General features: G+C 60.6%; 21 protein-coding genes. 13 read left to right on the top strand and 8 right to left on the bottom strand.

Translation table 11 applies throughout. The annotated features are described in order from the left end of the window. Nucleotides 1–308: 308 nt before the first annotated feature. Nucleotides 309–1208 carry an alpha/beta hydrolase gene (locus AUC43_RS17895; protein ID WP_068196865.1) on the bottom strand — a complete coding sequence of 300 codons (900 nt, stop codon included), beginning with the start codon at nucleotides 1206–1208 and terminating at the stop codon, nucleotides 309–311. 126 nt (nucleotides 1209–1334) lie between these two features. Further along, the gene (locus AUC43_RS17890; protein ID WP_068196861.1) at nucleotides 1335–3281 is read right to left on the bottom strand and encodes a RecQ family ATP-dependent DNA helicase; all 1947 of its coding nucleotides are present in this window, start codon (nucleotides 3279–3281) and stop codon (nucleotides 1335–1337) included. A 574-nt stretch (nucleotides 3282–3855) separates the two neighbouring features. On the opposite strand from AUC43_RS17890, the gene AUC43_RS21120 reads away from it, so the two are divergent. Continuing rightward, the gene (locus AUC43_RS21120) at nucleotides 3856–4023 is read left to right on the top strand and encodes a hypothetical protein (protein WP_157781160.1); all 168 of its coding nucleotides are present in this window, start codon (nucleotides 3856–3858) and stop codon (nucleotides 4021–4023) included. A 347-nt stretch (nucleotides 4024–4370) separates the two neighbouring features. After that, nucleotides 4371–4781: a hypothetical protein gene (locus AUC43_RS17885; RefSeq protein WP_068196858.1), complete on the top strand. Its 411-nt coding sequence runs from the start codon at nucleotides 4371–4373 to the stop codon at nucleotides 4779–4781. A gap of 212 nt (nucleotides 4782–4993) precedes the next feature. On the opposite strand, the gene AUC43_RS17880 is transcribed toward AUC43_RS17885, so the two are convergent. Then, on the bottom strand, nucleotides 4994–5782 hold the full coding sequence (locus AUC43_RS17880; protein ID WP_068196855.1) for an MBL fold metallo-hydrolase: 789 nt from the start codon (nucleotides 5780–5782) through the stop codon (nucleotides 4994–4996). 701 nt (nucleotides 5783–6483) lie between these two features. On the opposite strand from AUC43_RS17880, the gene AUC43_RS17875 reads away from it, so the two are divergent. Then, entirely contained in the window at nucleotides 6484–8091 is a 1608-nt protein-coding gene (locus AUC43_RS17875) for an ArnT family glycosyltransferase (protein WP_157781159.1), read from the top strand. A gap of 55 nt (nucleotides 8092–8146) precedes the next feature. Beyond that, nucleotides 8147–9034 carry a lysylphosphatidylglycerol synthase transmembrane domain-containing protein gene (locus tag AUC43_RS17870; RefSeq protein WP_068196849.1) on the top strand — a complete coding sequence of 296 codons (888 nt, stop codon included), beginning with the start codon at nucleotides 8147–8149 and terminating at the stop codon, nucleotides 9032–9034. Nucleotides 9035–9059: 25 nt separating this feature from the next. Here AUC43_RS17870 and AUC43_RS17865 read toward each other — a convergent pair whose 3' ends face one another. Then, the gene (locus tag AUC43_RS17865; RefSeq protein ID WP_068196846.1) at nucleotides 9060–9863 is read right to left on the bottom strand and encodes a carbohydrate deacetylase; all 804 of its coding nucleotides are present in this window, start codon (nucleotides 9861–9863) and stop codon (nucleotides 9060–9062) included. Between the two features lie 2 nt (nucleotides 9864–9865). Next, nucleotides 9866–10891 carry a glycosyltransferase family 2 protein gene (locus tag AUC43_RS17860; protein WP_082685192.1) on the bottom strand — a complete coding sequence of 342 codons (1026 nt, stop codon included), beginning with the start codon at nucleotides 10889–10891 and terminating at the stop codon, nucleotides 9866–9868. Between the two features lie 272 nt (nucleotides 10892–11163). Here AUC43_RS17860 and AUC43_RS21115 point away from each other — a divergent pair, with 272 nt between their 5' ends. Together AUC43_RS21115 and AUC43_RS17855 are read left to right on the top strand one after the other, a co-directional pair. Continuing rightward, nucleotides 11164–11328 carry a hypothetical protein gene (locus tag AUC43_RS21115; protein WP_157781158.1) on the top strand — a complete coding sequence of 55 codons (165 nt, stop codon included), beginning with the start codon at nucleotides 11164–11166 and terminating at the stop codon, nucleotides 11326–11328. Nucleotides 11329–12302: 974 nt separating this feature from the next. Next, a complete protein-coding gene (locus tag AUC43_RS17855) occupies nucleotides 12303–12953 on the top strand; it encodes a sensor histidine kinase (protein WP_199243474.1) in 651 nt (216 codons plus the stop codon). Here AUC43_RS17855 and AUC43_RS17850 read toward each other — a convergent pair. Further along, nucleotides 12950–13579 (bottom strand): response regulator, encoded by a 630-nt coding sequence (locus AUC43_RS17850; RefSeq protein ID WP_199243473.1) that lies wholly within the window; start codon nucleotides 13577–13579, stop codon nucleotides 12950–12952. The two genes, AUC43_RS17855 and AUC43_RS17850, sit on opposite strands and share 4 nt — an antisense overlap. Nucleotides 13580–14139: 560 nt before the next feature. On the opposite strand from AUC43_RS17850, the gene AUC43_RS17845 reads away from it, so the two are divergent. From AUC43_RS17845 to AUC43_RS17835, 4 genes are all read left to right on the top strand, one after another. After that, entirely contained in the window at nucleotides 14140–16017 is a 1878-nt protein-coding gene (locus AUC43_RS17845) for a PAS domain S-box protein (protein WP_082685191.1), read from the top strand. Nucleotide 16018: 1 nt separating this feature from the next. Further along, a complete protein-coding gene (locus AUC43_RS17840; RefSeq protein WP_068196832.1) occupies nucleotides 16019–16438 on the top strand; it encodes a response regulator in 420 nt (139 codons plus the stop codon). A 93-nt stretch (nucleotides 16439–16531) separates the two neighbouring features. Then, nucleotides 16532–16972, top strand: a complete 441-nt coding sequence (locus AUC43_RS21110) for a hypothetical protein (RefSeq protein ID WP_157781157.1) — start codon at nucleotides 16532–16534, stop codon at nucleotides 16970–16972. 270 nt (nucleotides 16973–17242) lie between these two features. Beyond that, nucleotides 17243–18517, top strand: a complete 1275-nt coding sequence (locus AUC43_RS17835; protein ID WP_199243472.1) for an ice-binding family protein — start codon at nucleotides 17243–17245, stop codon at nucleotides 18515–18517. A gap of 221 nt (nucleotides 18518–18738) precedes the next feature. On the opposite strand, the gene AUC43_RS17830 is transcribed toward AUC43_RS17835, so the two are convergent. Next, entirely contained in the window at nucleotides 18739–19551 is an 813-nt protein-coding gene (locus AUC43_RS17830; protein ID WP_233254046.1) for a hypothetical protein, read from the bottom strand. A gap of 602 nt (nucleotides 19552–20153) precedes the next feature. Between AUC43_RS17830 and AUC43_RS17820 the strand changes: the two genes are divergently transcribed. Then, entirely contained in the window at nucleotides 20154–21029 is an 876-nt protein-coding gene (locus AUC43_RS17820; protein WP_068196818.1) for a COG4315 family predicted lipoprotein, read from the top strand. Nucleotides 21030–21196: 167 nt separating this feature from the next. On the opposite strand, the gene AUC43_RS17815 is transcribed toward AUC43_RS17820, so the two are convergent. Then, on the bottom strand, nucleotides 21197–21856 hold the full coding sequence (locus AUC43_RS17815) for an ABC transporter ATP-binding protein (RefSeq protein WP_068196816.1): 660 nt from the start codon (nucleotides 21854–21856) through the stop codon (nucleotides 21197–21199). Nucleotides 21857–22008: 152 nt separating this feature from the next. On the opposite strand from AUC43_RS17815, the gene AUC43_RS17810 reads away from it, so the two are divergent. Together AUC43_RS17810 and sucC are read left to right on the top strand one after the other, a co-directional pair. Then, nucleotides 22009–23154 carry a glycoside hydrolase family 113 gene (locus AUC43_RS17810; protein ID WP_082685188.1) on the top strand — a complete coding sequence of 382 codons (1146 nt, stop codon included), beginning with the start codon at nucleotides 22009–22011 and terminating at the stop codon, nucleotides 23152–23154. 69 nt (nucleotides 23155–23223) lie between these two features. Next, on the top strand, nucleotides 23224–24420 hold the full coding sequence (gene sucC, locus AUC43_RS17805; protein WP_068196814.1) for an ADP-forming succinate--CoA ligase subunit beta: 1197 nt from the start codon (nucleotides 23224–23226) through the stop codon (nucleotides 24418–24420). Nucleotides 24421–24575: the final 155 nt, after the last annotated feature.

Below are 24575 nucleotides of genomic sequence, written 5' to 3'. Positions count from 1 at the left end.
GTCGGCACCTCACCCCCAGCCCCTCTCCCGCGGAGAGGGGAGCCACGGCGGCGCTATTGTCATTGCGAGGAGGTACGACGAAGCAATCCATCCTGGTCTCAGCGACTAGCTCAATAATGTGACAAGCCCCGGCACTGCGCAGTGCCGGGGCTTTTGCTTTAAAAGAGTTTGTCACAAATCGGAGTTGGTCCCACCGATAGGACGGATTGCCGCGTTCCGCTGCGCTTCATTCGCAATGACGATAGCGCCGCCGTGGCTCCCCTCTCCGCGGGAGAGGGGCCGGGGGTGACGTTCTACAGGAGTGAGGTTCACCGCCCCAGCAAAAACGGCAGCGCCAGTGCCACCCGCTTTTTCCATGCTGCCTCGTTGTGCTCCGCGCCGGGGAAGCTGCGTGTTAGCCACGCTTTTGAGTTGTAGTGGTGGGCCCGGAGCACGCTGTCGATGCGCACCTGATGGGGCTCATACCAGGCGTCAAGGGTGGCAGAGCCATAGTCGAAGTACAGCTTTGGCTTATTGCGGCTCGGCAGCTTCTTATCCAGATACTGCACCATAGCCTCGGTAAAGGCCGGTGAATTCTCTTTGAGGCTCAGCGGCCAATGCGTCGAAAAGCAGGCCGCGCCCCCAAATACTTTGGGATATTCCAGCGCCGCGTATAGCGAAATCAGCCCGCCCATGCTAGAGCCGGCCACGAAGGTGTCGGCACGTCGAGGCGAGGTCTGGAAGTGCTGGTCTACGTAGGGCTTCAGCTCCTGCACTATGAACTTCAGGTACTCATCGGAGAGCGGCGCACCGGGCCGTTCCAGCTCAATTTTGGCGCGCTGGGCGGCGCTCATGGTGTAGTAGGGCTTGGCCGGCGTGTATTCCGGCAAGCGGCGGTCGGTGTTCCAAATGCCCACCACAATGCACGGACGTATCTCGCCGCGTTGGCGCAGGGCGGCCAGGGTGCTGTCTACTTCCCAGGCCACGCCGTAGCCGGCCTTTTTGGGGTCGAAGAGGTTTTGCCCGTCGTGCATGTACACCACTGCGTAGCGGGTGCCGGGCTGCGGGTAGCCGTCCGGCAGCCAGATATCGATGTTGCGCGGCTTTACATAGCGCGACTGAAAATCGGCCACATGCTCTATCCGGCCGGGCGCGGCCGGATTCGGGGCATCCGCACTTACCAGGGCCAGGAGTAAAGGCAACGCGGCCAGCCAAGAAGAAAAAGCCATGGGAAGCAGGAGAAATGTAGAGACGCGACACTTCGCGTCTTGCTAGTGAACGATGAAGGAATGACTCATTAGCCGCACAGTTCCAGAGCCGCAAACCGAAGTTCAACGTCAGCTAAAGCCGCATTTCTACGAGCCGGCCGGCACCTGCAATTTGCCATCGGCGGCATAGGCCAGCTCGCCCCGGTCCACCAACTCGCGCAGCGTGGCCGTAATGGCAGCGGCTTGCTGCGGCGCGAAAGCTGCCAGCAGCTGGCGCGGCGTTTGGGCAGCTTGCCGCACGTGCTGAAGCAACGGCTCCCGCAGCGAAGCCACCTCCGCGGCGGCCTGAGCTGCTTTTTTTTCGGCCAGGCACATGTCGCAGACCCCGCAGCGGGCCGGGTCGGTTTCGTCGAAATACGTGAGCAGCAACTGCTGGCGGCAGCGCGTGCCCACCAGGTATTGGGCCACGGCGTTGGTTTTGTGGCGGGCCAGGTCGCGGGCCGCCGTCATGCGCACCTGGTCGATGGGCAGCTTGGGGGCATCGAAGCGCGGCGTGGTGAACATGGCTTGTGGCGACTCCCGCCGGGGCTGGTAGTGCAGGATGCCCGCCGTGTGCAGGTAGCGCAGCTGCTGCCGCACTTCCACCACGCTGCGGCGCAGGTGCGTGGCCAGGGAGTTTTCTGAAATGGTCTGAAAATCGGCAAACAGCTCGCCCCCGTGTATCCGCAATAGCGACTTTATGAGCAGGTCGTGCTGGGCATTGGCCACTTGGAAGGCATACAAATCCTGGTGGTTCAGTACCAAGTGCACCCGCGCCGGGGTGTTCACGGCCTCGTTGAGCTGCACAAAGCCTTCGCGCTGCAGAATCTTGAGCGAGTTGTGCGCGTCCACGGCCTTGATGCGGTAGGTTTCGGCAAACTGCTGAAGCTCGAAATCGAACGCGGCCAGCTCACCGCCGCCCACGGCCGTGCGCGAATAGTTGGCCAGCGCCTGGTACACGCGCCGCACCGTATCGAGCGGCGGAAACGATTGGTTGGTGCGGCGGCGCAGCTCGTCGCCGTCGTTGGGCCCGGCCAGGAGCACGGCAAAGGCATACTGGCCGTCGCGCCCGGCGCGGCCGGCCTCCTGGTAGTAGGCCTCCAGCGTATCGGGCGCGTCGAGGTGGGCCACCAGGCGCACGTCAGGCTTGTCGATGCCCATGCCGAAGGCATTCGTAGCCACAATGAGGCGGACTTTGTCGGCAATCCAGTCCTGCTGCACCTGCGTGCGTTTGTCGGAGGGCAGCCCAGCGTGGTAGGCCGCTGCCGAGAACTTGTGCTGCTGCAGAAAGGCCGCCGTGTCCTCCGTCTGCCGGCGGGTGCGGGCGTACACGATGCCGGTTTTGCCGGGCCCCACGCCGCGCACCACTTCCAGCAGCCGGCGCAGCTTGTCTTCGGTTTGCAGCACCGAATATGACAGCTTGGGCCGGGCAAAACTTTGCCGAAAAATGCCGAAGCCCGGCCGGAATTTTAACTTCTCCACAATGTCGGCCTGCACCTGGGCGGTGGCCGTGGCCGTGAGCGCAATCACCGGCACGCCCGCCGGCAAGGCCTCCCGCAGCTCGGCAATGCGCAGGTAGGGCGGCCGGAAATCGTAGCCCCACTGCGAGAGGCAGTGCGCCTCATCAATGGCTAGCAGGCCCACGTTCATCTTCTTTACCCGCACCTGAAACAGCTCGGTGAGCAGCCGCTCCGGCGACACGTACAGGAACTTCACGCTGCGGCCGTACACGCAGTTGTCCAGCGCGTGGTCGATTTCCTGGTGGCTCATGCCCGCGTAAATGGCCTCGGCTTTCAGCCCCCGCTTGCGCAGGTTGTCGACCTGGTCCTTCATCAGCGCGATGAGCGGCGACACCACCACGCAGATGCCCGGCCGCGCCAGGGCCGGCACCTGGAAGCAGATGCTCTTGCCGCCGCCGGTGGGCAGCAGCGTCAGCGTATCGTGCCCCGCCAGTACCGAGGCAATGATTTCCTCCTGCCCCGGCCGGAACGCCGTGTGGCCCCAGTGCTCGCGCAGCAGCGCCAGGGGCGAGGTTTCGGGAGGAGGGGAGGACATGCGGCGAAGATACTGCCGCCGAAAATCCGAATCGTTCGTTATGGACAAGAGCGGGTACCGTTGCGTGAGATCCGTACGGCCGGCAACGTGCTCCAGGCACGGGCGTTATCGCACTGGTTCACGCGGGGTGCGATGAACCTGAAGGCGAGTTGGACGCCCCGCGAAGGAGGGAATGTGCCCGCGGCCCGAGTGAAAAAAGTGTCCAACGAGTATTTGTATACCGACTGACGGAACTGCCCAATCGGCCGACCGTCCAAGGTCTGTTTCAGAACTACGCGAGAAGGCCCGTCGAAGAAGTCAGCTGTTTGCCCAGGTAAGGCGCATACGGGCGCACCCCGCGGCGCCCCTTCCCCTCACCCCTTGAACCCAAGGCTGTCGGGGCGCTGGTCTGGCGGTTTTTTCCATGCCTGCGAATACTCCCCAACTCTACTACCGTAATCTGCTCAGCAGTATTAGCTACGACCCCCTCAGATTTGTGGTCCTGACCTGGTCGGATGTGCCGGTCGCCTCCGCCGAGTTGCATTCCCTGTACGCCCATACCCTCTAGGCCCTCCGACACCACGCCACCTGTAGATTGCTGACCGACCAAATGCACCGGCAGCCCTTGGCGGACGAGATGCAGACCTGCATTGTGGCGCAGTGGATTCCCCAGGCCATCGCCGACTGCGCCTATAGCCACTGCGCGATTGTGGAAAGCCCCCACGAAGGCAGCCGGCAGAGCGCGCGGGCCGTAGCCGCCTGACCGGCCCGCTCGAGTTTCGGTACTTTCCGGAGGAAACCGAAGCCCGCGAGTGGCTCCAGACCACCTTATGGGCATTGGGGCCATCTCCTGAGCGGCAGGCGGCAAGAAGTAGTCGGCGATAAGGAATTGCCTTCAACGGGGTGGCAATGCCAGCAAAGGCGCGGCGTGTGCTCGGCCGGCCGCGCTACTTGCCCACGATTGCGTAAGTTCGGTCCGTGAAGCTGGAGCAGTTTGGACGCAACACGAAGCTTCTCAGGGGCCGCTGCATACACCACAGCCCCGCTAATACTGCCTCTCTTCCAGGCTCTCGCCCTCTTCAGCAGCCTTCCCGGCCCCATTGTTTTGCAATGCAACTTCTGGCGTCCTACCCTTATTTAAAGCTTTACCTCCACGAGGGCGCTGGCCGCGCGCTGGAGGCCCAGTGGACCGGCGTGGCAGCCAGCCCGGTGCTGCGCCGGGCCACGCTCGAATGCATCGAGCTGGCCCGCGCGCACGGCGTTACTGGCTGGGTGGCCGACGACCGGCGCCTAGGCCCAGTTAGCCCAGTGGACCTGTCTTGGATATACACTTACGTCTTCCCTTTATTGGTCCAGGGGGGCGTCCGGCGCTTCGCCCGCCTCGAGGCCGAGGACCCGCAAACCCAGCGGGTGGTAAGTCGAGTCCAGGAAATCGCCGCGCAAAAACTGACCTTCGAACTGTGCTCGTTCAACGACCCCGCGGAGGCGCGGGCCTGGGCCTGCGGGGGCAGCCTTAGGTAGCTCAATTAGGTCAATAAAAACGGGTAGAAAGCAAAAGTAAGTTGTTCACGATGAGCCTACTGCCAATTGCGGCCCAATTGCGGCGCGCGCCGAAAACCAGTCTCTCGGGTAAGTGGGGTGGTACCGCCTCAGCCAAGGGGTAGACCCTTGGAACACAAAAACGTCCTGCTAAGCCAGCGGCTCAGCAGGACGTTCTGCGTTTTTGAGCTTATTTACTTGGCCGTCGGATACCAGTTGCGCAGCCGAACGTCGATTTTCTTGTTGGCCGCGTTCACGGTTTTCTTGAAGGCGGCCACGTCGCTCAGGCCGTTCTGGCCCCGATAGTGGTACGGGTACACAATGCTCGGCTTGAAGGCCAGTACGCCCTGCGCGGCCTGGTTCACGTCCATGGTGTAGGGCAGGTTCATGCACACGAACGCCACGTCGATGCCCTTGAGGGCGCGCATTTCGGGAATGTCTTCGGTATCGCCGGACAGGTACACGTTTTTGCCGCCCAGGCCCAGCACGTAGCCGTTGCCGCGGCCTTTGGTATGGGGCGCGTCGGCCGCTTCAGGCAGGTTATACATCGGAATGGCCGACACCGTCATACCCAGCGTGTCGAGCCGCTGGCCGTTGCTGAGAATGCGAACCTGCGGTTTGTACTCCGCCGGCAGCTTCTCGGCCACTGCTTTCGGCACCACCATCAGGGCCTTACCCACCGGGAGGCCCGCCAGCGTCTTCGGGTCCAGGTGGTCGCCGTGAATGTCGGTTATCAGGATAACATCGGGCGCGGCCAGCCCGGCATAAGCCTCGGCACCACCGTAGGGGTCCACGTAAATGGTCTTGCCGTTCCAGGTAAATACCACGCTGCCGTGCGTGATGGGCTGCACCGTGAGCGGACCTTTTTTGGTCGGAATCTGGTCGGCGGCCACACGCGGCGCGGCAGCGGTGGCGGTAGTTTGGGCTTGCGCCTGAATTGAAAAAACAGCCAGAGCGGCCGTAAGGAGGAGTGTTGATTTCATCAATTTTGTGTCTGTTGATTAAGAGTTGTTAACGGATTTTTCTGCAGCATGGCCCTGTAGCAGCGGCTGCCACCGAAAACCGTGACCATAACCTAATAGCCCCGCACAAGTTCAGCCCAGATTGCAGCCCGGCCAATAGCGGCCCCAGCGCAGCCCGTGTTGCCTGGGCGCTCCATGTTGGCCTTAATTAAAATTTTGGCCCAAAATACAACTGGGTTCATCACCAGGATAAAGCAGGCTAGACCCAAGGAGCCGTGTACTAGCTGCCCTGGTCGGAATACACGACGAGCCCGGCCGGGGTCCGGCGCATGACCAGCGCGGCGCAGGGCCTCCGCCTTAGAACGTGTTTGGGAATTTAACAGAACGTCATGCTGAGCTTGTCGAAGCATCTCTACCGCTTCGTTGAACGGCCCAACCGAAGCGGTAGAGATGCTTCGACAAGCTCAGCATGACGTTCGAAAAGTGATTTTATCAAAATCCAAACACGCTCTTAGACGCCTCGTCATATGTGCTTCGTTTATCGGGCGACGTTCCGCGCTTTTTAGCTGTCATCACAGAAGAGATATATCTCCTTCTTCTGTCCGGCTAAGCAAGACCTCCGCAGTACACGCAATACATAATAAAATAAATTTTTAATACATAAAATACAGTAACTTATTGGAACATTGCCTTTAACTGGCAATCCCACGCTGCTCTTCGCCATGCCTTCCGTACTTAATTGGCTGCGGGCGCGCCCCTGGGTGCCCGCTTTGCTGGCCCTGCTGGTGCTGCTGCCCGCGCTGCTGCTCAACCTGGGCCTGCTCCCGCTCATCGGCGATGAGCCCATTCGGGCACTGGTGGCCCTGGAATTGAAGCTGCACGGCAATTTCTTTGTTTCGACGCTCCAGGGCGAGCATTATTTCAACAAGCCACCCTTATTCAACTGGCTGCTGGTGGGGCTTTTCCAGCTTTTTGGCTCCGTCGAGGAGTGGGTGATTCGCCTGCCCACGGTGCTGGCGCTGCTGGGCATGGGGGCGAGTCTGTACTATTTCGTGAGCCGCCGGCTGGGTTGGGCGCTGGGCGTAGCCGCCGCGCTGGCCTTCATCACCAGTGGGCGCATGCTGTTCTACGACTCCTTCCTGGGGCTGATTGACACCCTGCACGCCTTGGTTACCTACCTCGGTTTCATGGCGGTGTTTGAGTTGGGCGAGCGGCGGCGCTGGGTGGCCCTGTTTGTGGTGAGCTACGCCCTCACGGCGGTGGGCTTTCTGCTCAAGGGCCTGCCGTCGCTGGTGTTTCAGGCGGTGGCGCTGGGCGTGTATTTCGGGTTTGTTGACGGCCACTGGCGGCGGTTGCTGTCGGGGGCGCACGCCCTGGGGCTGGGCGTGCTGTTGGGGTTGCTAGGCGGCTACTTTGCGGTGTACCGCCATTTTTACCCCCTGCACGATTATTTGGCCACGCTCCTCGACCAGTCGATGCAGCGCACCGTGGCCGCCCACGCCTGGTGGGAATCGTTGGCGCATCTGGCGAAGTTTCCGCTTGATTTCATCTCCTATTTCCTGCCCTGGACCCTGCTGTTGCTGTGTTTGGTCCGGCCCGGCTGGCGCCAGGTGCTGCGCGAGCAGCCCTTCCTGCGCTTCAATGCGGTGCTGTTTGCCGCGCTCACGCCGGTGTTCTGGCTATCGCCGGGCACTATTCCGCGCTACTTGTTCGTGCTCACGCCGCTGTGCTTCACGGTGGCGGTGTATTTCTACCAGCAGTTCTGGGCCGAGCGCCGCTGGCCCCACCGGGTGCTCGATGCCGTGCTGCTACTGGCCATGGCGCTGGTCAGCCTGAGCCTGGTGGCCGTGCCGTGGATACCAGCGGCCGCCGTGCAGCCCGGCGTGGTCTGGAAATCGGCGGCGGGGGTGCTGGCGCTGGCCGGCTGCACGCTGGCCTTCGGGTACCTGCCGGCCCAGCGGCTGGCGTGGCTGGGGCTGTTTTTGCTGTGCGCGCGCGTCGTTTTCAACTGGTTTGTGCTGCCCGCCCGCCTGCTCACCCGCGACGAAACGCCCTATCGCGCGGCCGCCATCCGGGTGGCGCAAATAGCCGGCCACGCCCCGGTGTACAGGCTGGCCGATACCCACGTCGATAACGACGAGGCGTTTTACATCACGCGGGGCACGGGCCACATCGTGTATTCGTCCACGTCGCCGCAGCTGCCCGCCGCTCCCGCCCCAAACGCCTTCTATCTGGCCGAAGACCGGTGCCTTACCGGCCGGCGCTACCGCCAGTACTACGAGTTCGTCATCGACCGGGGCATCCGTCTGCACCTGGTGAAATTCAACTAGTAGTCCCTATTTTACTTGCCAAACAGCGGTTTCCACCGCCACTTCTACCGGTGCCTTGACCCTCCCGCCCTCCCTGCGCACCGCCCTGCTGCTGCTGCTGAAGCTGGGGCTGCTGGTGGCCGCGCTGTGGTTCGTGTTTCGCCGCATCAGCCCCCGCCAGGTGGCCCAGGTGCTAGCCAGCGTGCAGCCCGGCTGGCTGGGGCTGGCGGTGGGGCTGTTCGCCGTTTCCAAGTGGCTGGCGGCCCGCCGCCTCAACTGTTTTCAGCGGGCCATCGGGGTCGATTTATCCGAAACGGCCAACCTGCGCCTCTACTGGCTGGGCATGTTCTACAATCTTTTTTTGCCCGGCGGCATCGGCGGCGATGGCTACAAGGTGCTGGTGCTGCGGCGGGCCTACCCGACCAAAACCACCGCTTTGGTGCGCGCCCTGGTGCTGGACCGCGTGAGCGGCCTGCTGGCACTGGGGGTGCTGCTGGTAGCCCTGGCCTGGGTGGTGCCCCTGCCGCTGCCCGGGCTTTGGGTTTGGCGCGGGGTGGCAGGCCTTGGCGCAGCGGGCCTGCTGCGGGGCGGAGCGGCCGTTACGGGGCGGTGGTTCGCACCTTTCAGCCCCACGTATTGGCACACCCAGGCACTGGCACTGGGCGTGCAGGCGGCCCAGCTGCTGTGCACACTGGCCTTGCTCGCCGCTACGCATACCACCACGCAACTGCCGGCGTATTTGCTGGTTTTTCTGGCTTCGTCGGTGGCCGCGGCGTTGCCCTTCACGGTGGGCGGGGCGGGAGCGCGCGAGGTGGTCTTTCTGCTCGGGGCGCAGTGGCTGGCGCTTAATGCGACGGTCTCGGTCAGCCTCAGCTTGCTCTTTTACCTGCTCTCGGCGGCCGTGGCGTTACCGGGGGCATTGGTAGGCGGAACAAGATTGCAGGGGGCAATGGAGCGCGGTTAAAAACCGATGTTTACCCAGGTGCGGCTCAGATTTCATCGTACCGAATCAAGCTGCCGCCCAGGTCCACCAGATGGTCGCGCCAGGTGCTCCCGCGCCAGAACTCATACTCCGTGCGGCGGGCCAGGTACGAGCCAGGCCGGTCGCTCAGGCCGGGGTGGGTCATAAATTCCACGGTGGGGCCGTGCCGCCGGGCGCGGGCCAGCCCCTGCGCAAACAAGGGCAACGTGGCCGTCTGTGCCGCCGAGAAATCGGCCGCCAGCGCATTGGGCGTGGCAAACCCCCGCAGGCCGCCGGAAGAAATGCGGCCGAATACGTTCAGAATGCGGCCGCGCTGCCCGTAGCTGGGCTGGGGCGTCCAGCGCCGCAGCCGCCGCACGCCCAGCTGGCCCAGTATGCGCGTAAGGGTAGGCCCCAGCCGGGGGTAAAGGTGCAGGTGCCGGTGCGAATCGGCATGGCTCGGGGAGAGGCCGTGGGCGCGCAGGCGCTCAATCTGGGCGGTCAGCTCCACGGCCAGCTCGGCCGGCCGCACCTGGCCGGCCAAGTAGCGCAGCCACAGCCGCTGCGCGGGCCAGAAATGGCCATCCGGCCCCAGCAGGCTGGGCACCGCAGCGGCCGGGGCCACCGGCGGCCCCAAAATCAGGTTCAGGTGGTAGCCAACCGATACGCGGCCGGCGAACCGGCGCAGGGCGGCCAGGTCTGTTTCGCTGGCCAGGTTGGCCATGACGGTGGTGCTGCTGAGGCAATCCTGGGCGGCCAGGTCGAGAATGGCGGCCGTGGCGGGCGCATCCCAGCCAAAGTCGTCGGCGTTGATGATGAGACGCAGCGCCATGCTTAAAGCGTTGGGGACGGCGCCCGCAGCTCGTGCCGCACCACGTAGGGTGCCCGGTTGCGGCGGGCGTAGTAGGCGTGCGTGCCAATTTCGGCCAACAGCCCGAAGCAAATCAGAAAAATGCCGCTCATTATCAGAAACAAGCTGAAAATAAACTCCATGGGAAACCGATGGGAAATATTCACCCCAAAGAAAACGGAGCCGACCAGCAGGCCGGCCGTGGCCAGCAGCCCCACGGCCAACGTCACTATCCCAAGCACCCCAAACAGCCGGAACGGTTTGCGCGAGTAACGCAGAAAAAAGCGCAGCATCACCAAATCGACCACCACCACCAGGGCTTTGCCCAGGCCGTAATGGCTGGCCCCAAACGGCCGTTGGCGCACCTCAATCGGAAATTCGCGGTAGCGAATGCCGCGCTGCGCCACCAGGGCCCCCAAAAAGCGGTGCGAGTCGCCGAGCAACTCTACGTTGCGCAGCAGGTAGCGGCGGTAGGCCTTGTACGTGGCCCCAAAATATTCGAGCTGCACCCCCGATAACAGGGAAATGACCTTGTGGGCCGTATTGGCGAGCAGCGAATGGGCGCGGCCCTCGGGGCGCTTCGCCTTGGCCCCGCTCACCATGTCGTAGCCCTCGCGGATGTAGGCCACAAACTGCGGGAGGTAGGCGGGGTCGTGCTGCAGGTCGCCGTCCATGGCCACCACGATGGCGCCCCGGGCCCGCTCAAAGCCCGCCCGTAGGCAGAGGGTCTGGCCGTAGTTGCCCGCTAGGTCGATGCCCACCACGGCCGGGTTTTCGGCAGCCAGGGCGGTAATGCGCGCCCAGGTCTGGTCTTCGCTGCCGTCGTTCACCAGCAGCAGCTCGTAGGGCAGCCCGTGGGCAGTCATCACGCCATCAATCTGCTCGGCCAGGGGGCGCACGCTGTCCTGCTCGTTGTAGAATGGCACCACGATGGATACCAATTCCTCGGTTTCCACGGCTGGTTCAGTAGCTGGGCCGGCCGGTGGGGGAGCAAGAAAATCAGTGCACATGGGTTGCTGACTGGTCAATGGGGCCTAGTTGTAAATATAAATTTATTTTATTTATTATTGGTTAAGCACAACTACTGCTAAAGCACAACTCAATCAGCATTGGAGAAAAGCAGCCTGCAGCGCCTTTTGAAGGGTGTTAAAGTCACAGGTTTGTCTCTCCCCATCAGTGGCTGGTTGGTCAACGACAGGAGGTAGGCGGGCCAGCTGCATCCGGGGCCGAAAGAGCCGCTGCTCACCCCACTTCGGCGGAAGCCATGCACGCAGCGACATCAGTGGCAATTGCTGACCCGGATGGCGACGAGGACGTGAATTTCGTGGCAGGCGTGGGCAACGCCAGTCCGCTTATCCGGGTGCGTTTCAACCAGGGCCCAACCTGCACGGTGGCCCACACCGCCCGCCACGCTCAGCCCGGCCGGGCTGAGCGTGGCGGGCGGTGAACTGAGGCTTGCGTCCCCGCGCACGTTTCAGCTGCAGGTTTTCAGCACCAGCCAGTAAGGCGACTTCTGGTCCAAAGCAGAAGCTGTTCCAGGCGTGTATTATTACCGTTGGAACTACTCCACGGAGTGCAGTCCTATCGAGCACACCGTGAAAGGTACCGTAGCGCTCGTTCGCTGGGGCAGGTTAATGACTAATTGAGGAAATCCGGGGATGAAAAAGCCCTGCCTCGGCTACCCCAGCGATGCACGCGACCATGAATGGGTGTTTGGGGCCGCTTATTGGGGCTCTACCCTTCATTTTCGGTGCGGCGAAAGCGCTCAATGGCTTTTGGGGTTTGTAAGCGCCGCCATAGATTGAGCTCACATTATTTATTTTCAAATAATTACAGTGTAAGAACGAAACCGCTGCACAGTCAGAAAACTGCTGCTGATATAGCTGGATTAAATGGCGATGCGCAACTCGTCCTTGCTGCCTCCAGAAGCTCCAACAGCCGTTTTGAAGGGGTTCTTAACGACTTATCAGGTGCTATTGCCTGGCTGAAGCGACAATACGGTTTTTAGTCATCCCTTCGTTAAAACATATTCAATCAGGGGCGGATCATATCGGTTTGCCGTGCATAAAGACGGGTTGGTCGTGCTTATAATACCGTTGGTCGCCGTGTTAGCTTAAACAACTGGTAAATTGCAGGCGTTATGTAATTGAGTTTATTTATAGAGCTATGCATTAGGGCAGAAACAATTCCCGCCGTTGCCCCGTGCCTTTGGTCAGTTAGCTCAACCCATTTATTTATCTATTATAGATAGGATGTTATGCTTAGTTCGTTCCCAACCCAGCCGGCTATATGACCGAGCTACAGCTGTATGCCACATTTGGGGCAGATGCTTCAAGGCAAGCACTGGTGGTCGGGATAACTGCCTTAGTCGTGTTAGGAAGCCTGCTTTATTGGCTAACACAGTACCTGATGCGCCAACAGTTGCGAACCCGGAAGCAGGAGGCGCGAATTCGCAATCGTATTGCCGCTAATCTGCACGATGAGCTGGGGTCGCTGCTCCTGCGTATTCAGCTGCAAACCGAAACCCTGCTGATGCAGCCCCGCGAAGACGAAGTCAGCCTGGAGCGGCTGCTGCATACCACCCGCTCGGCTTGCTCAGCCCTGCGCGATGTGGCGTGGGGGCTGGATGCCGAGGCCGATACGATGAACGCGCTGGAAGACCGCATGCGCGACATGCTCGACCAGTTGGCGCTGAGCACTTCGCTACACATCCGCTTCGCAGTGGAGGGAATGGAGGATGTAGCGATGCTGCCGGCCCGGTTGCGACAAGAACTCTACCTGGTATTTAAGGAAGCTACCACCAATGCCGTTCGCCACGCGCAAAGCCCTGTCTACCCGGCGGTACGCCTGTATCGTCAAAAAAACTCCGTAGTGTTGGAGGTTCAGGACGATGGCCGCGCAATGCCCCTGGCCGCCCAGGCTGGGATGGGCCTGCGCAACATGCGGCGCCGCGCTCTCGCCGTGGGGGGCACATTGGATGCGGCGCCGCGGGCCGACGGTCCCGGGTTTCGGGTCCGGTTTTGCGCGCCGCTCCACACCCCGGCTCCACTGAAATGGCCCTTTAGAGGCTAAACCAGCCCGCGCAGGTGCTGGCTGAGCAGCTGCGTGCGGCTGTTGACCTGCATTTTGCGGTATACGTGCTTGACGTGGGTGCGGATGGTGAGCGTCGACAAATCGAGGCGCGTGGAGATTTCCTTGTCGCTGAGCCCGTCCACGATGCCCTGCAGGACCTGCCGCTCGCGCGGGGTCAGCAAATCGGAGTGCGTGGTGGGCGTGGGCCGAAAGTGCGAGAGCACCTTTCGGCTGATGGCCCGGCTCATGGGCGCCCCGCCCCGGGCCACTTCCAGCACGGCTTCCTTGAGCTGCGCCAGTGGCGTAAACTTGGCCATGTACCCGGTGGCGCCGCAGCAGAGCGCCTGGTAAATGTGCTCCACGTCCTCGTAGGCCGTGAGCATTATCACCTCCATGGCGGGGTATTTGTCCTTTAGCAGCGGCAGGGCCTCGGTGCCGCTGATGCCGGGCAGGCCAATGTCGAGCAGCAGCACCTGCGGCACCAATGCCTCGTCCAGCTGCTCCAGCAGGTCCTCGATGGAATCGGCCGCCAGCACCTCGCAGATTTCCGGTTGTTGACTGAAATAATTCCTCAGAGATTCGAGCACGCTCAGGTCATCCTCCACAATACCTAGTAATAATGACACCACACCTAATTTCTGTACTTAATGAATAATATATTATTTTTTACTCTTCTCTTTCGGACGTGCCCTTTTGCTCCATTGCTACGGGAGCCAACTGCTTTACCGCGTGATAGAAACCGCTAATAAGTTCTTTGGAAGATATCTGGCGAAGGTAGGCTGAACCCCAAAGGGGAGTAGGCTCATTTCCTACCCTATTTGCGGGTGTCCATGCCGAAACGGCGCGTAAGGGTGCGGGCCGTGGTCCTGGCGGTTATCCTTGAGGAATTAACCTTACTTTTGCTTAACTATGAAACTGGGGATGAGCGGGGTTTCCGGCATGAATGTTCAGCTAACGGCAGGTTCGCCGATACGGTTGGCTTTGGCAGAAATAAGCGGCGTGGCCTGACCCGAATTTAGGGTAGATGCTTTGTGCAATTGCGCACTTGGATTACCAGACCTTTGCCTGGCAGCCCTTCTGCTGTTGAACGGCTTATTCCGTTTCGGGCTTAAACCGGTGTTGCTTCCAGTTAGGAGGCGTGCCCACGCGCCCCTGGTTGGTCCCGGGGCAACCAGAACTTAGTTTAATGAACGCACCCATGGGCCACCGCGACGACAACGACATGCTGAAGCAAGAGTCCGGCCATGCGCACAACCGCTTCGAGCTGGCCCAGAGCGAGCAGCGGTTTCGGCTGCTGTTCGAAAACAACCCCACCCTGGCGGTATTTCAGGACATCAACGGCTTGGTGCTGGACATCAACCCAGCCTTCCTGACCTTTCTCCACAAAGCCAAGCACGAAGTCATTGGCCAGCATCTGCACGATTTCCTGCCGGCCGAAGTACGGGCCCTGTTTGGGGAGAAATTTAAGGAAGCCATCGGCGGCCATAAAGTGCACTTTGAGGTAACGGTGCAGGGCCAGTACGGCGAGCAATACCTGAAGGTGAACAAAATACCGCTGGTGGTGGAGGAGCGGATTATTGGGCTGCACGTGGCGGCGGAAGACATCACGGAGATGGCCGCGGCGCAGAACCTGATCAAGCAGCAGGCGACGGCGCTCACCACGACCTTGGAAAGCATTACGGATGCATTTTTTTCGCTGGATAAGGACTGGAACCTGACCTACATCAACCGGGAAGCTGAGCGGCTCATTAACTTGAGCCGGGAGCAAAGCCTGGGGAAAAACATCTGGCAATTATTCCCCGAAGAAGCGAACGGCACCTACCGCCGGCAATACGAGCAGGCGCTCGAAACTGGAAAAACGGTACAATTCGAGACCTTTTTTGCGCGTGAAAGCCGCTGGCTGGAATTCAAAGCCTATCCTTCTGCCACCGGGCTATCCATCTATTTCTCGGACATCAGCGAGCGGGTGGAGGCAGATAAACAGCTCAAGCTGCTGGCCCTGGTGGCCCAGGGCACCGATAACGGCGTCGTCATCACCGACGCGCAGGGGCGCACCGAATGGGTGAACGCCGCCTTTACCCGACACACGGGCTACGCCCTGGCCGAGATGCTGGGCCAGCGGCCGGGAGCCATGCTCCAGGGGCCCGAAACCGACCCGGCCATGGTGCAGCGCATCCGCGAGCGGATGAAGCGCCGGAAGCCCTTTTCGGTGACCATCCTCAACTACAAGAAGTCGGGGCAAAAGCTGTGGCTGGCCATGGACATCACCCCCATCTACAACGACGCCGACGAGCTGACCCAGTTCGTGGCCCTGATGCAAAACATCAACTACCGCAAGGAAATCGAGGCCAGCCAGGCCAAAATGACCCAGGACCTGTACCGGCACAACCGCGATTTGCAGCAGTTCACCTACGTCATTTCCCACAACCTGCGCGGGCCCCTGGCCAATGCCCTGGGCCTGGCCAAAATGCTCACCAAAGTGGATAAAAACAGCGAGGCGTTTACGGTTTCGCTGGCCCACCTGCGCGAGAGCATGGGCCAGGCCGATGAGGTACTCAAGGATTTGAACCTGGTGCTGTCCATTCGGGATAAGCAGGACATTCAGGCGCAGGAAACGATGCCGCTGGTGGACGTGTGCGCGCAAGCGGTGAACAACCTGGATGAGGCGTTGCAGCAATGCGGCGGCCGGGTTAACCTCGACATAGCGGCGGGCCTTGTCGTGCACGGCAACCGCGCCTATCTCTACAGCATCTTCTATAATCTGTTGTCGAACTCCATCAAGTACCGCTTCGCCGCGCGCCCGCTGAAAGTGGATATCAGTTGCGAGCCCGGAGACCATGGGGGGCCCACCATCAGCTTTACCGACAATGGTTCCGGCTTCGACATGTTTAAGGCGGGTTCCGACGTATTCCAGCTCTATAAGCGCTTCCACACCAACCAGCGCGGCCGGGGCATCGGCCTGTTCCTGGTCAAAACCCACGTGGAAGCAATGGGCGGCAAGATTGAAGTGGCCAGCGACCTGAATTTTGGGACCCGGTTTCTGATTCACCTCGACCGGCACTAGCATGCGCACCTACCTTATCGACGAGGACCCTATCAGCCTTTTCCTGACCGAGCACGTGCTGCGGACGGAGGGATTTGCCGATGACATCCGGGCGTTCACCGCCGCCGAAGAGGCCCTCGCCTACCTGGTGCCGCGCATAGCCACTGCGGTGCCCCGGGTTATCTTTCTGGACCTGAATATGCCGGTGCTGGATGGGTGGGGCTTTCTGATGGCTTTGACTCCTTATGCGGCCGCGCTGCAAGGCCGCTGCCGAATCTACCTGCTCACTTCTTCGCTGGCGTTGGCCGATACGACCAGAGCACAAGACTGCGCCCTCGTAGCCGGCATCATTCACAAGCCCCTGGACGAAGAACTCGTACAGACCATTTTGGCTGATTTGCGGGCGGAAGCAGCAGCAAGAACCGGCCAGCCAGAGGCCTAGAGCAGGCTGGCTACCGCATTTAGGGTAGGACTTTTACGGAGTAACCGGAAGGGTGACAGATACATTTGTCCCTATACTCTTCCGCGTCACCGAATGAATCTACCCTTTACGCCAATTGCTTATCGTTCGATTAACCTGCCCGGCAAATCAACTACTGGCAAAGTATACAACGTGCAGTATATCAACTTGCTAAAAATAGTTGCACTGGTCGTATTATTCTCGTTGTTGCTGGTGGCGCGGCACGTTCGGGCCCAAAGTCCCGTGGGCAAGCAGGGCGCCCATTCGACGGGTGCTGGTAATATCCAAGTTAAAGACATCACGGGCTACGCTGCAGTAAACTTCTTAGAAGCAAGATTTTTCAGTGAAGTAGCAGCTTTCCGTATCACCCCTTGGGCCAGCCAGGGTCGGAGCAACTTATTCGTGGCCAAGCCTGCGCAGGCAGCCGCTGGAAATGGGCAGTTGGCGCCGGCGCTCAGCCCGCGACCAGCCCGCTGGGGTAGTTGTAGACGCTGCGGGCCAAGTATTCGAGGCTAGAAGCTTCAGCGCAACTGCCGCCTTTGGGGCACCATCAATTTGTGCGGGCCCACCCGCAGCACAACTCCACGTGAGCAAGGCCCACGTGCCGCAGCCTTAATGTTTGGGAGCACAGGCTGGCCCGCAACTCCGGCGTACAAGTCTATCGAAGGTTCTAAAACACTAAATAACTGCTCCTTAAAACAACTATGGTTACCGGCAATGGCTAACTCAGCCGCCGAGTACCCTTTCCGACGTGACCATATTTTCCATTCCTACAACACTGCTATCATGAAAAAAATACTACTCTTACTAGGCGCTCTCACTTCGCTTTCGGCCTTACCCCAAACCAGCATGGGGCAAGTAGTGGCTCCTGCCCTGGGCGTTACTTCAACCTTCGCGGTTTTCACGGCTGTGGGCCGCCTCGACAACTCCGGGGCCACCGTTGTCACAGGCGATGTGGGCACGGGCTCCACCCCGGTAACTGGTTTCGGGGGGGCTCCGGCCGGAACCGTAATTGGAGGAGCAGTATATGTCGGAAACAGCGGCACCGGCGATGCCTACGCGACGCAAGCCGCGACAGATGTGGCCGTGGCCTACGGCCAAATGTCCGCCATTACTTGTGCGGATAACTCCCTAACCGTGTTGGGAGGACCGGTTGGAGCTCCTCAGGTACTCACGCCCAACGTGTATTGCCTGGGGGCCGCCACAACGCTGGCGGGTGACTTGGTCTTGGATGCGCAGAATAACCCCAACGCGCTTTTTATCATCAAGCTGAACGGTGCATTAACCACTGGGGACTTGTCCCATGTTAAGCTGATTAATGGAGCCTCTGCGGCCAACGTTTATTGGCAGGTCGAGGGGGCAGTTACGCTGGGCGCCAACTCTGTTTTCCGCGGGACGCTGCTAGCGCATGGGGCTATCAGCTTTCACACCGGGGCCACACTCTACGGCCGCGCCCTGACTACGGCAGGTGCCATTGATATGGTCACAAACACCGTTGCGATACAGGATATCAACGCACCTCTGCCAGTCACCCTGACGAGTTTCATGGTGGCGAATCAAAATGGCCATGCCCTCATCAAGTGGGCCACCGCCAGCGAGCACAACAGCAAAAGTTTCCGGGTGGAGCGCAGCAGTACTGGTATCGCCGATTGGCATACCGTTGCCGACGTGGCAGCTGCTGGCACTAGTACTTCCCCTAAACAGTATAGCGCTGTTGATACGCGGGCGACTTCCGAGGTCAATTATTACCGCTTGCGGAGTACGGACCTCGACAGTACTTTCTCCTATAGCCAGGTGCGGGCAGTGCACTTTGGGGCAACTGCCAGCCAGACGGCCACGGCCTTTCCCAACCCAACCGCCAACCTGCTCACCGTTAGCGGAGCCGGCACGGGCAGTCAGCTCACGCTGACCGACGTAACAGGAAAAGTCTGCTGGAAACAGACTGCCAGTGCCACTGGATTGGACCTATTGGATACCAGTGCGCTGCTGCCCGGCACTTATCTGCTGCGCATTATTTCAGCTCAGGGGCAAGAAAAAATGGTGAGGGTGAGCAAAGAATAAAACCCAGGAGTTGTCCCGGTTGCTTTGCAAGGTTAATCGGGCGCTTGGTCTATTCTAGGGTGAGACGTAGGGACTTCGCTCTGGTGCGCACCACCTGCAAACCGCTAGGCATCTATTATCAATGCTTAGGATAATTTCAGCCCAACGCCCTTTTAAAAAGGGTCAAACGAAAAGCCCGGTACCGCAAGGTGCCGGGCTTTTCGTTTGAATTAAGCCGAAGCTCAGGCGGCGGCCTTCTCGCCGTTCTCACGGTCGTCGATGGCTTTGCGCAGCTTGGCGATGGCCTGCACGGCGCGCTCCTCATCGAGGCGGTTGATGTTGAGCAGCATCTTGGTCTTCTCCGGACGGGTAATCACCGGATGGTTGAGCAAGCGGATGATTTCCTCTTTCTGCGAAGCCGTGGCGTACTGCACCGGCGCGGCTTGCTCGGCGGCTACTGCCGGCACTTCGGCGGGAACTACCTGCATGGCGGGCACGGCCTGGGCTACAGCTGCTGCCGGAGCGGGTGCCGCTGCTGGCGTGTTGGTGTTGTACTCCATTTCCTCAGCCGGCGTGGGCTCGTAGCCAGCGGCGCGGATAATCCAAGCTAGGCAGTTGCGGTACGCCTTGCCGATGGCCCGGGTCTGGGCCATGCTCATGATGGCAAATTCCTGGTAGAACTTCTTGCCGCTCTCCTTATTGGAGCACACGGCAAAGCCGGCGCCCACGGTGAGCTGGTGGCGGATGTCAAACAGCGTCACCTTGGCTTGGTATTTCAGTTCCTGGTCGCTGCTCACGTTGATGACGTGCTCCACGATGGGCACAATGCCAAGGCGCGAGCCAGCGTACTGCCAGCCTTCGACGTTCACAAACTCCTTGCCCTGCACATTCGTGGTGAGCTTGTTGTCCTTGATGAACTTAGCGAGGTCCTTCGCCAGGTCCAGCGTCTCGTCGGAGCGGCTCAAATCCAAGCTCTCGATTTTAACTTTTTTGGTAATGTCCTTGGTGGTTTTGGTGGCCTCGGTCATGGCTGTGTTTTTTATTAATGTGTCCAACTGATGTTCGGATGTATAACCAACAGCTTGCACGAAACGTGCCAAGAAAGCCATAAATATTAGTAAATTTTATTGCTGTATATCAAGTGTTTGTGCTGGTTATTAAAATTAGTTAAAGCTAATGAGGTTGGGAGAGCGCCAGCTCAGTGCAAGGCCCTTTGAGACTAGCCATAATCGGGCCAGGGGCAGTGTGCTCTGGCTCTGTGTTTTTGCTGGGCAATGCGGCTGCTTAAGGATTTTAAACCAACCAAAACAACCTTTTTCCGGCTGCCTCCGAGTATCTATATGTAACCCTCAACAGGCACGCTTGGCTGGCTTTCCGCCGGCGCTGCCTGTGGTTGCACTGGCTGGCTTTTTTGCCGGGAGTTAGCACAGAAGTCGGCGCCGACTTCCGGCCGCTCTCCGCTCACTGCCGACCGGTAGTTCTCGTCGTCCTTTTTCCATTTGGCCAAGCGCCTAGCCTGGCCTGCCTTCCCCGCCATTCCCATGGCCGAGGACGTGACTTCTTGTGCCCTGTTTTTTAGCTCAAGAATCATTCAGCCGCCTTTTTTCAAAAGCTTAAACACAACTCCGTCATGGTAAAACCAACACAATCTTTCTTGATGCGCTTCTGGCTGCTTGGGCTGGTCCTGGCGCTCTTCGGCTCGATGAGCACGGCCTTAGTTAGCTGCAAAAAGGACGGCGACGCGCCCGCCGAAGACCCCGATGCTGTAGCGACCGTGAAGCTCGCTACTTCTGCCACGCTCGGCACCTACATGACCGATGCCAGCGGCAATACCCTCTACTTCTTTGCCCGCGACGTGGACGGGGCCAATACCTGCACCAGCGCCACCTGCAACCCCCTGTGGCCCGTGTACTACGAGGCCAACCTGAAAGTGCCCAAGGCCCTGAAAGCCGAAGACTTTGCCACCAAAACCACCGCCGACGGCCGCCAGCAAACCACCTATAAAGGCTGGCCGCTCTACTACTACGCCCCGGCCGCGAGCGGCGTGTACACCCGCGAGGCCGCTGGCCAGACCGGAGGCAACGGCATTGGCGGCATCTGGCACGTAGTAAACCCAAGCTACGGCGTGGTGCTGGCCAGCAAAAGCGTGGAAGACAAAACCACCCACGCCGTCAGCACCAAAACCTACCTGACCGATGCCCTGGGCCGCACGCTGTACTTTTTTGCCAAAGACAACACCAGCTCAAGTACGCAGGCTACCAACTGCACGGGCGGCTGCGCCGCCATCTGGCCGGCGCTGTATATGAGCGCGCCCGCGGTGCCGTCCACGCTGTCAGCCAGCAACTTTGGTACTCTTACCCGCGAGCAGAGCGCGGGTACCGGGCCCTATGGCACCGGGTCTACCTCCCGCGAGCAGCTCACCTACAAGGGCCGCCCCCTGTACTACTACGCCGGCGACGCCGCCACCCGGGGCAAAGTGGAAGGCCACAATCTGGACGACTCCGGCGATAAATGGTTTGTGGCCACTCCCTGAGTGAGCTAGCAGCGGGCGAGGAGGGAAGCGTACCAGCGTCATCTCGGGCTTGCCGAAGCATCTCTACCGCTTCGTTGCAGCGAGGCAAATACTCACCTGGTAGGGGTGCTTCGGCAGGCTTGGGATAACGTGCTTTTTGTAGCCAATGAGCTCAACCCGGGCACCGCTTAGCCGCCTTCCAGAATGTGGCCGTCGCGCATCACAATCTTGCGGTCGGCCATTTCGGCCAGCTGGTCGTTGTGCGTCACAATCACGAAGGTCTGGCCCAATTCCTTGCGCAGCAGGAAGAATATCTGGTGCAGCTCTTGGGCGTTTTTGGTGTCGAGGTTGCCGCTGGGCTCGTCGGCGAAGATGATTTCGGGCGAGTTGATGAGGGCGCGGGCTACGGACACGCGCTGCTGCTCGCCACCGCTCATTTCGCTGGGCTTGTGGTCGGCACGGAATTCCATGTTGAGCATGGCGAGCAGCTCGCGGGCCCGCACGCGCACTTCTTTTTCGGAGCGGCCGGCCAGGTAGGCGGGCAGGCACACGTTTTCGAGGGCCGTGAACTCGGGCAGCAGGTTGTGAAACTGGAAGATGAAGCCAATGTGCCGGTTGCGGAACCGGGCCAAGTCGTTGCGCCCCAGCGAGCTCACCGATTCGCCGTCGAACAGTACTTCGCCCGAATCGGGGTTGTCGAGGGTGCCAAGGATGTGCAGCAAGGTGCTCTTTCCCGCTCCCGAAGAACCGACGATGCTCACGATTTCCGACTTTTCAATCGTTAAATCGATGCCCTTGAGTACGTTCAAGGAGTTGTAGCTCTTGTGAATGTTGATAGCTTGCAGCAACGGGGGGTAGCAAAAGACGTGAATGGTGCAGTAGTGGCAAAGCTACGCACAATCCCGCCGGAGCGGAACCCTAGCCGTTGCGTCGCCAACCAACTGGCGCAGACAAGATTTTGGCTTCACTAAAAAAACGACCGTTGACTGGATTCTTCCCCATGGCCCTTCCTTCCTTTTCGTGGCGGCGCTGGGTACCGCTGGCGTTGCTGGGGGTGGTGCCGCTGCTGGCCCTCTGGTGGCCCCGCCGCCCCGGCACGGCCGGAGCGAACCGCGCCGATGCCAGCGAGCTAATGGCCCCGGCTGCTTCGTTTGGCGGCCCGGGCACGTTCGACAGCACGCGGCTGCGCGGCGTGAGCTGGGTGGGCGGCGATTCCGTTACAGATGCCGAGCTTGAGCCGCTGCGCAAAGCCCACGTGACATGGATAGCGCAAATGCCCTTTGGCTGGCAAGCCGGGGCCACCGAGCCGGTGATTCGGGTGCGCACGGAGCGGCGCCCGAGACGCGGTGGGTATTGGGGCGAAAGCGATGCCGGCCTCATTCAAACCGCTCAGCTGGCGCACCAGCACGGCCTGCGTACGCTCATGAAGCCCCATCTGTGGGTGCGGGGCAATGGCACCTGGCCCGGCGACATCAACATGATCAGCCCCGCCAACTGGGACGCGTGGTTTGCCAGCTACGCCAGCTACATCCTGCACTATGCCCAGGTGGCCGAAGCGGCGCATTTCGACGGCCTGTGCATTGGCACCGAGCTGCTGCACGCCACCGAGCCGGCCCACGACCGGGCCTGGCGCCGCCTCATCCGCCAGATTCGGGGCGTGTACCACGGCCCGCTCACCTACGCTGCCAACTGGAGCGGCGAGTACCAGCAAATCAAGTTCTGGGACGCGCTGGACTACGTGGGCATTCAGGCGTATTTCCCGCTCAGCAACGCCGCCAGCCCTTCGGTCGATACGCTGCTGCGCGGCTGGCAGCCCCACCTGCGCACCTTGGCGGCCTGGCAAAAGAAAATCAAGAAGCCGGTGGTTTTCACCGAAATTGGCTACAAAACCACCTCCGATGCCGCCGCCCGCCCCTGGGAATGGCCCGAGCGCACGGCCGCTTTTGCGACCCCCGACGAAGCCACCCAGGCCCGCTGCTACGAGGCCATGTTCCGGGCCTGTTGGGGCCTGCCGTGGCTCAAGGGCATGTTTATCTGGAAATGGTACCCCGGTCTGGCCCCCGACGGCCCGGCCCGCCGCCACGCCGATTTCACGCCCCAGCACAAGCCCGCCGAAGCCGTGTTGGCCCGGTGGTATGGGCAATGACGGGCTAAGGCGTACTTTCGTGCCACCAACCGAGAGTCAGCCTAGCTAAACCACCCCTTTACCGTTTTTATGAACATTCACGAATACCAGGGTAAGGACATCCTGAAAAAATACGGCGTGCGCGTGCAAGAAGGCATCGTGGCCGATACGCCCGAGGAGGCCGTGGCCGCCGCCGAGCGGCTAACCGCCGAAACCGGCACCAGCTGGTACGTCATCAAGGCGCAAATCCACGCCGGCGGACGGGGCAAAGGGGGCGGAGTGAAGCTGGCCAAAAACCTCGAGCAGGTGAAGGAAATTGCCGGCAACATCATCGGCATGCAGCTCATCACCAAGCAAACCGGCCCCGAAGGCCGCAAAGTGCACAAGGTATTGGTGGCCCAGGACGTGTACTACCCCGGCGCTTCGGAGCCGAAGGAGTACTACATGAGCGTGCTGCTGGACCGCACGGCGGGCAAAAACGTCATCATCTACACCACCGAGGGTGGCATGGACATCGAGGAAGTAGCCGAGGCGCATCCCGAGAAAATCAACCGCGAGCACGTGGACCCCGCCGTGGGCCTGCAGCCGTTCCAGGCGCGCAAAATCGCGTTCAACCTGGGCCTCGAAGGCGAGGCGCACAAGGAAATGGTGAAGTTCGTGACGGCCCTCTACAAGGCCTACGACGAAACCGACAGCGCGATGTTTGAAATCAACCCCGTGCTGAAAACCTCGGACAACAAAATCCTGGCCGTTGACGCCAAGGTAACCTTGGACGAAAACGCCCTGTACCGCCACAAGGATTTCGTGGGCCTGCGCGACTTCAACGAGGAAGACCCCTTGGAAGTGGAAGCCAGCCAGAACAACCTGAACTACGTGAAGCTCGACGGCAACGTGGGCTGCATGGTGAATGGCGCCGGCCTGGCCATGGCCACCATGGACATCATCAAGCTGAGCGGCGGCGAGCCGGCCAACTTCCTCGACGTAGGGGGTGGAGCCAACGCCCAGACCGTAGAAGCCGGCTTCCGCATCATCCTGAAGGACCCGAATGTGAAGGCCATCCTGATTAACATCTTCGGCGGCATCGTGCGCTGCGACCGGGTGGCAAACGGCGTAGTAGAAGCCTACAAAGCCATCGGCGACATCCGGGTGCCCATCATCGTGCGCCTACAAGGCACCAACGCCGAAGAAGGTGCCCGCATCATCGACGAAAGCGGCCTGAAGGTTTCTTCGGCCGTACTGCTGAAGGATGCCGCCGCCCGCGTGAAAGAAGTACTGGCTACGGCTTAGTTGCCGGTTGCTCGTTATTAGTTGTTAGTAAAAAGGCCTGCCTGAGTTATCAGGCGGGCCTTTTTTTGCTAATCATGCCGGGCAGGGGTGGCACCTCACCCCCGGCCCCTCTCCAAAAGAGAGGGGAGCCTGACGTGAAGAAATCAAAAGGCCCC

It is taken from the genome of Hymenobacter sedentarius, from assembly GCF_001507645.1.
Classification (GTDB): domain Bacteria; phylum Bacteroidota; class Bacteroidia; order Cytophagales; family Hymenobacteraceae; genus Hymenobacter; species Hymenobacter sedentarius.
Note: the sequence above shows the minus strand (reverse complement) of the source record. Positions and strands in the feature narration are given on the sequence as shown.

What these genes read in the sequence shown, in the direction of transcription:
- sucC (WP_068196814.1), top strand. Translation starts at nt 23,224, where the DNA reads ATGAACATTCACGAATACCAGGGTAAGGACATCCTGAAAAAATACGGC.
- AUC43_RS17890 (WP_068196861.1), bottom strand. Translation starts at nt 3,281, where the DNA reads ATGTCCTCCCCTCCTCCCGAAACCTCGCCCCTGGCGCTGCTGCGCGAG.
- AUC43_RS21110 (WP_157781157.1), top strand. Translation starts at nt 16,532, where the DNA reads ATGAATCTACCCTTTACGCCAATTGCTTATCGTTCGATTAACCTGCCC.
- AUC43_RS17860 (WP_082685192.1), bottom strand. Translation starts at nt 10,891, where the DNA reads ATGTGCACTGATTTTCTTGCTCCCCCACCGGCCGGCCCAGCTACTGAA.
- AUC43_RS17875 (WP_157781159.1), top strand. Translation starts at nt 6,484, where the DNA reads ATGCCTTCCGTACTTAATTGGCTGCGGGCGCGCCCCTGGGTGCCCGCT.
- AUC43_RS17865 (WP_068196846.1), bottom strand. Translation starts at nt 9,863, where the DNA reads ATGGCGCTGCGTCTCATCATCAACGCCGACGACTTTGGCTGGGATGCG.
- AUC43_RS17885 (WP_068196858.1), top strand. Translation starts at nt 4,371, where the DNA reads ATGCAACTTCTGGCGTCCTACCCTTATTTAAAGCTTTACCTCCACGAG.
- AUC43_RS17895 (WP_068196865.1), bottom strand. Translation starts at nt 1,208, where the DNA reads ATGGCTTTTTCTTCTTGGCTGGCCGCGTTGCCTTTACTCCTGGCCCTG.
- AUC43_RS17840 (WP_068196832.1), top strand. Translation starts at nt 16,019, where the DNA reads ATGCGCACCTACCTTATCGACGAGGACCCTATCAGCCTTTTCCTGACC.
- AUC43_RS17835 (WP_199243472.1), top strand. Translation starts at nt 17,243, where the DNA reads ATGAAAAAAATACTACTCTTACTAGGCGCTCTCACTTCGCTTTCGGCC.
- AUC43_RS17810 (WP_082685188.1), top strand. Translation starts at nt 22,009, where the DNA reads ATGGCCCTTCCTTCCTTTTCGTGGCGGCGCTGGGTACCGCTGGCGTTG.
- AUC43_RS17820 (WP_068196818.1), top strand. Translation starts at nt 20,154, where the DNA reads ATGCGCTTCTGGCTGCTTGGGCTGGTCCTGGCGCTCTTCGGCTCGATG.
- AUC43_RS17880 (WP_068196855.1), bottom strand. Translation starts at nt 5,782, where the DNA reads ATGAAATCAACACTCCTCCTTACGGCCGCTCTGGCTGTTTTTTCAATT.
- AUC43_RS17845 (WP_082685191.1), top strand. Translation starts at nt 14,140, where the DNA reads ATGAACGCACCCATGGGCCACCGCGACGACAACGACATGCTGAAGCAA.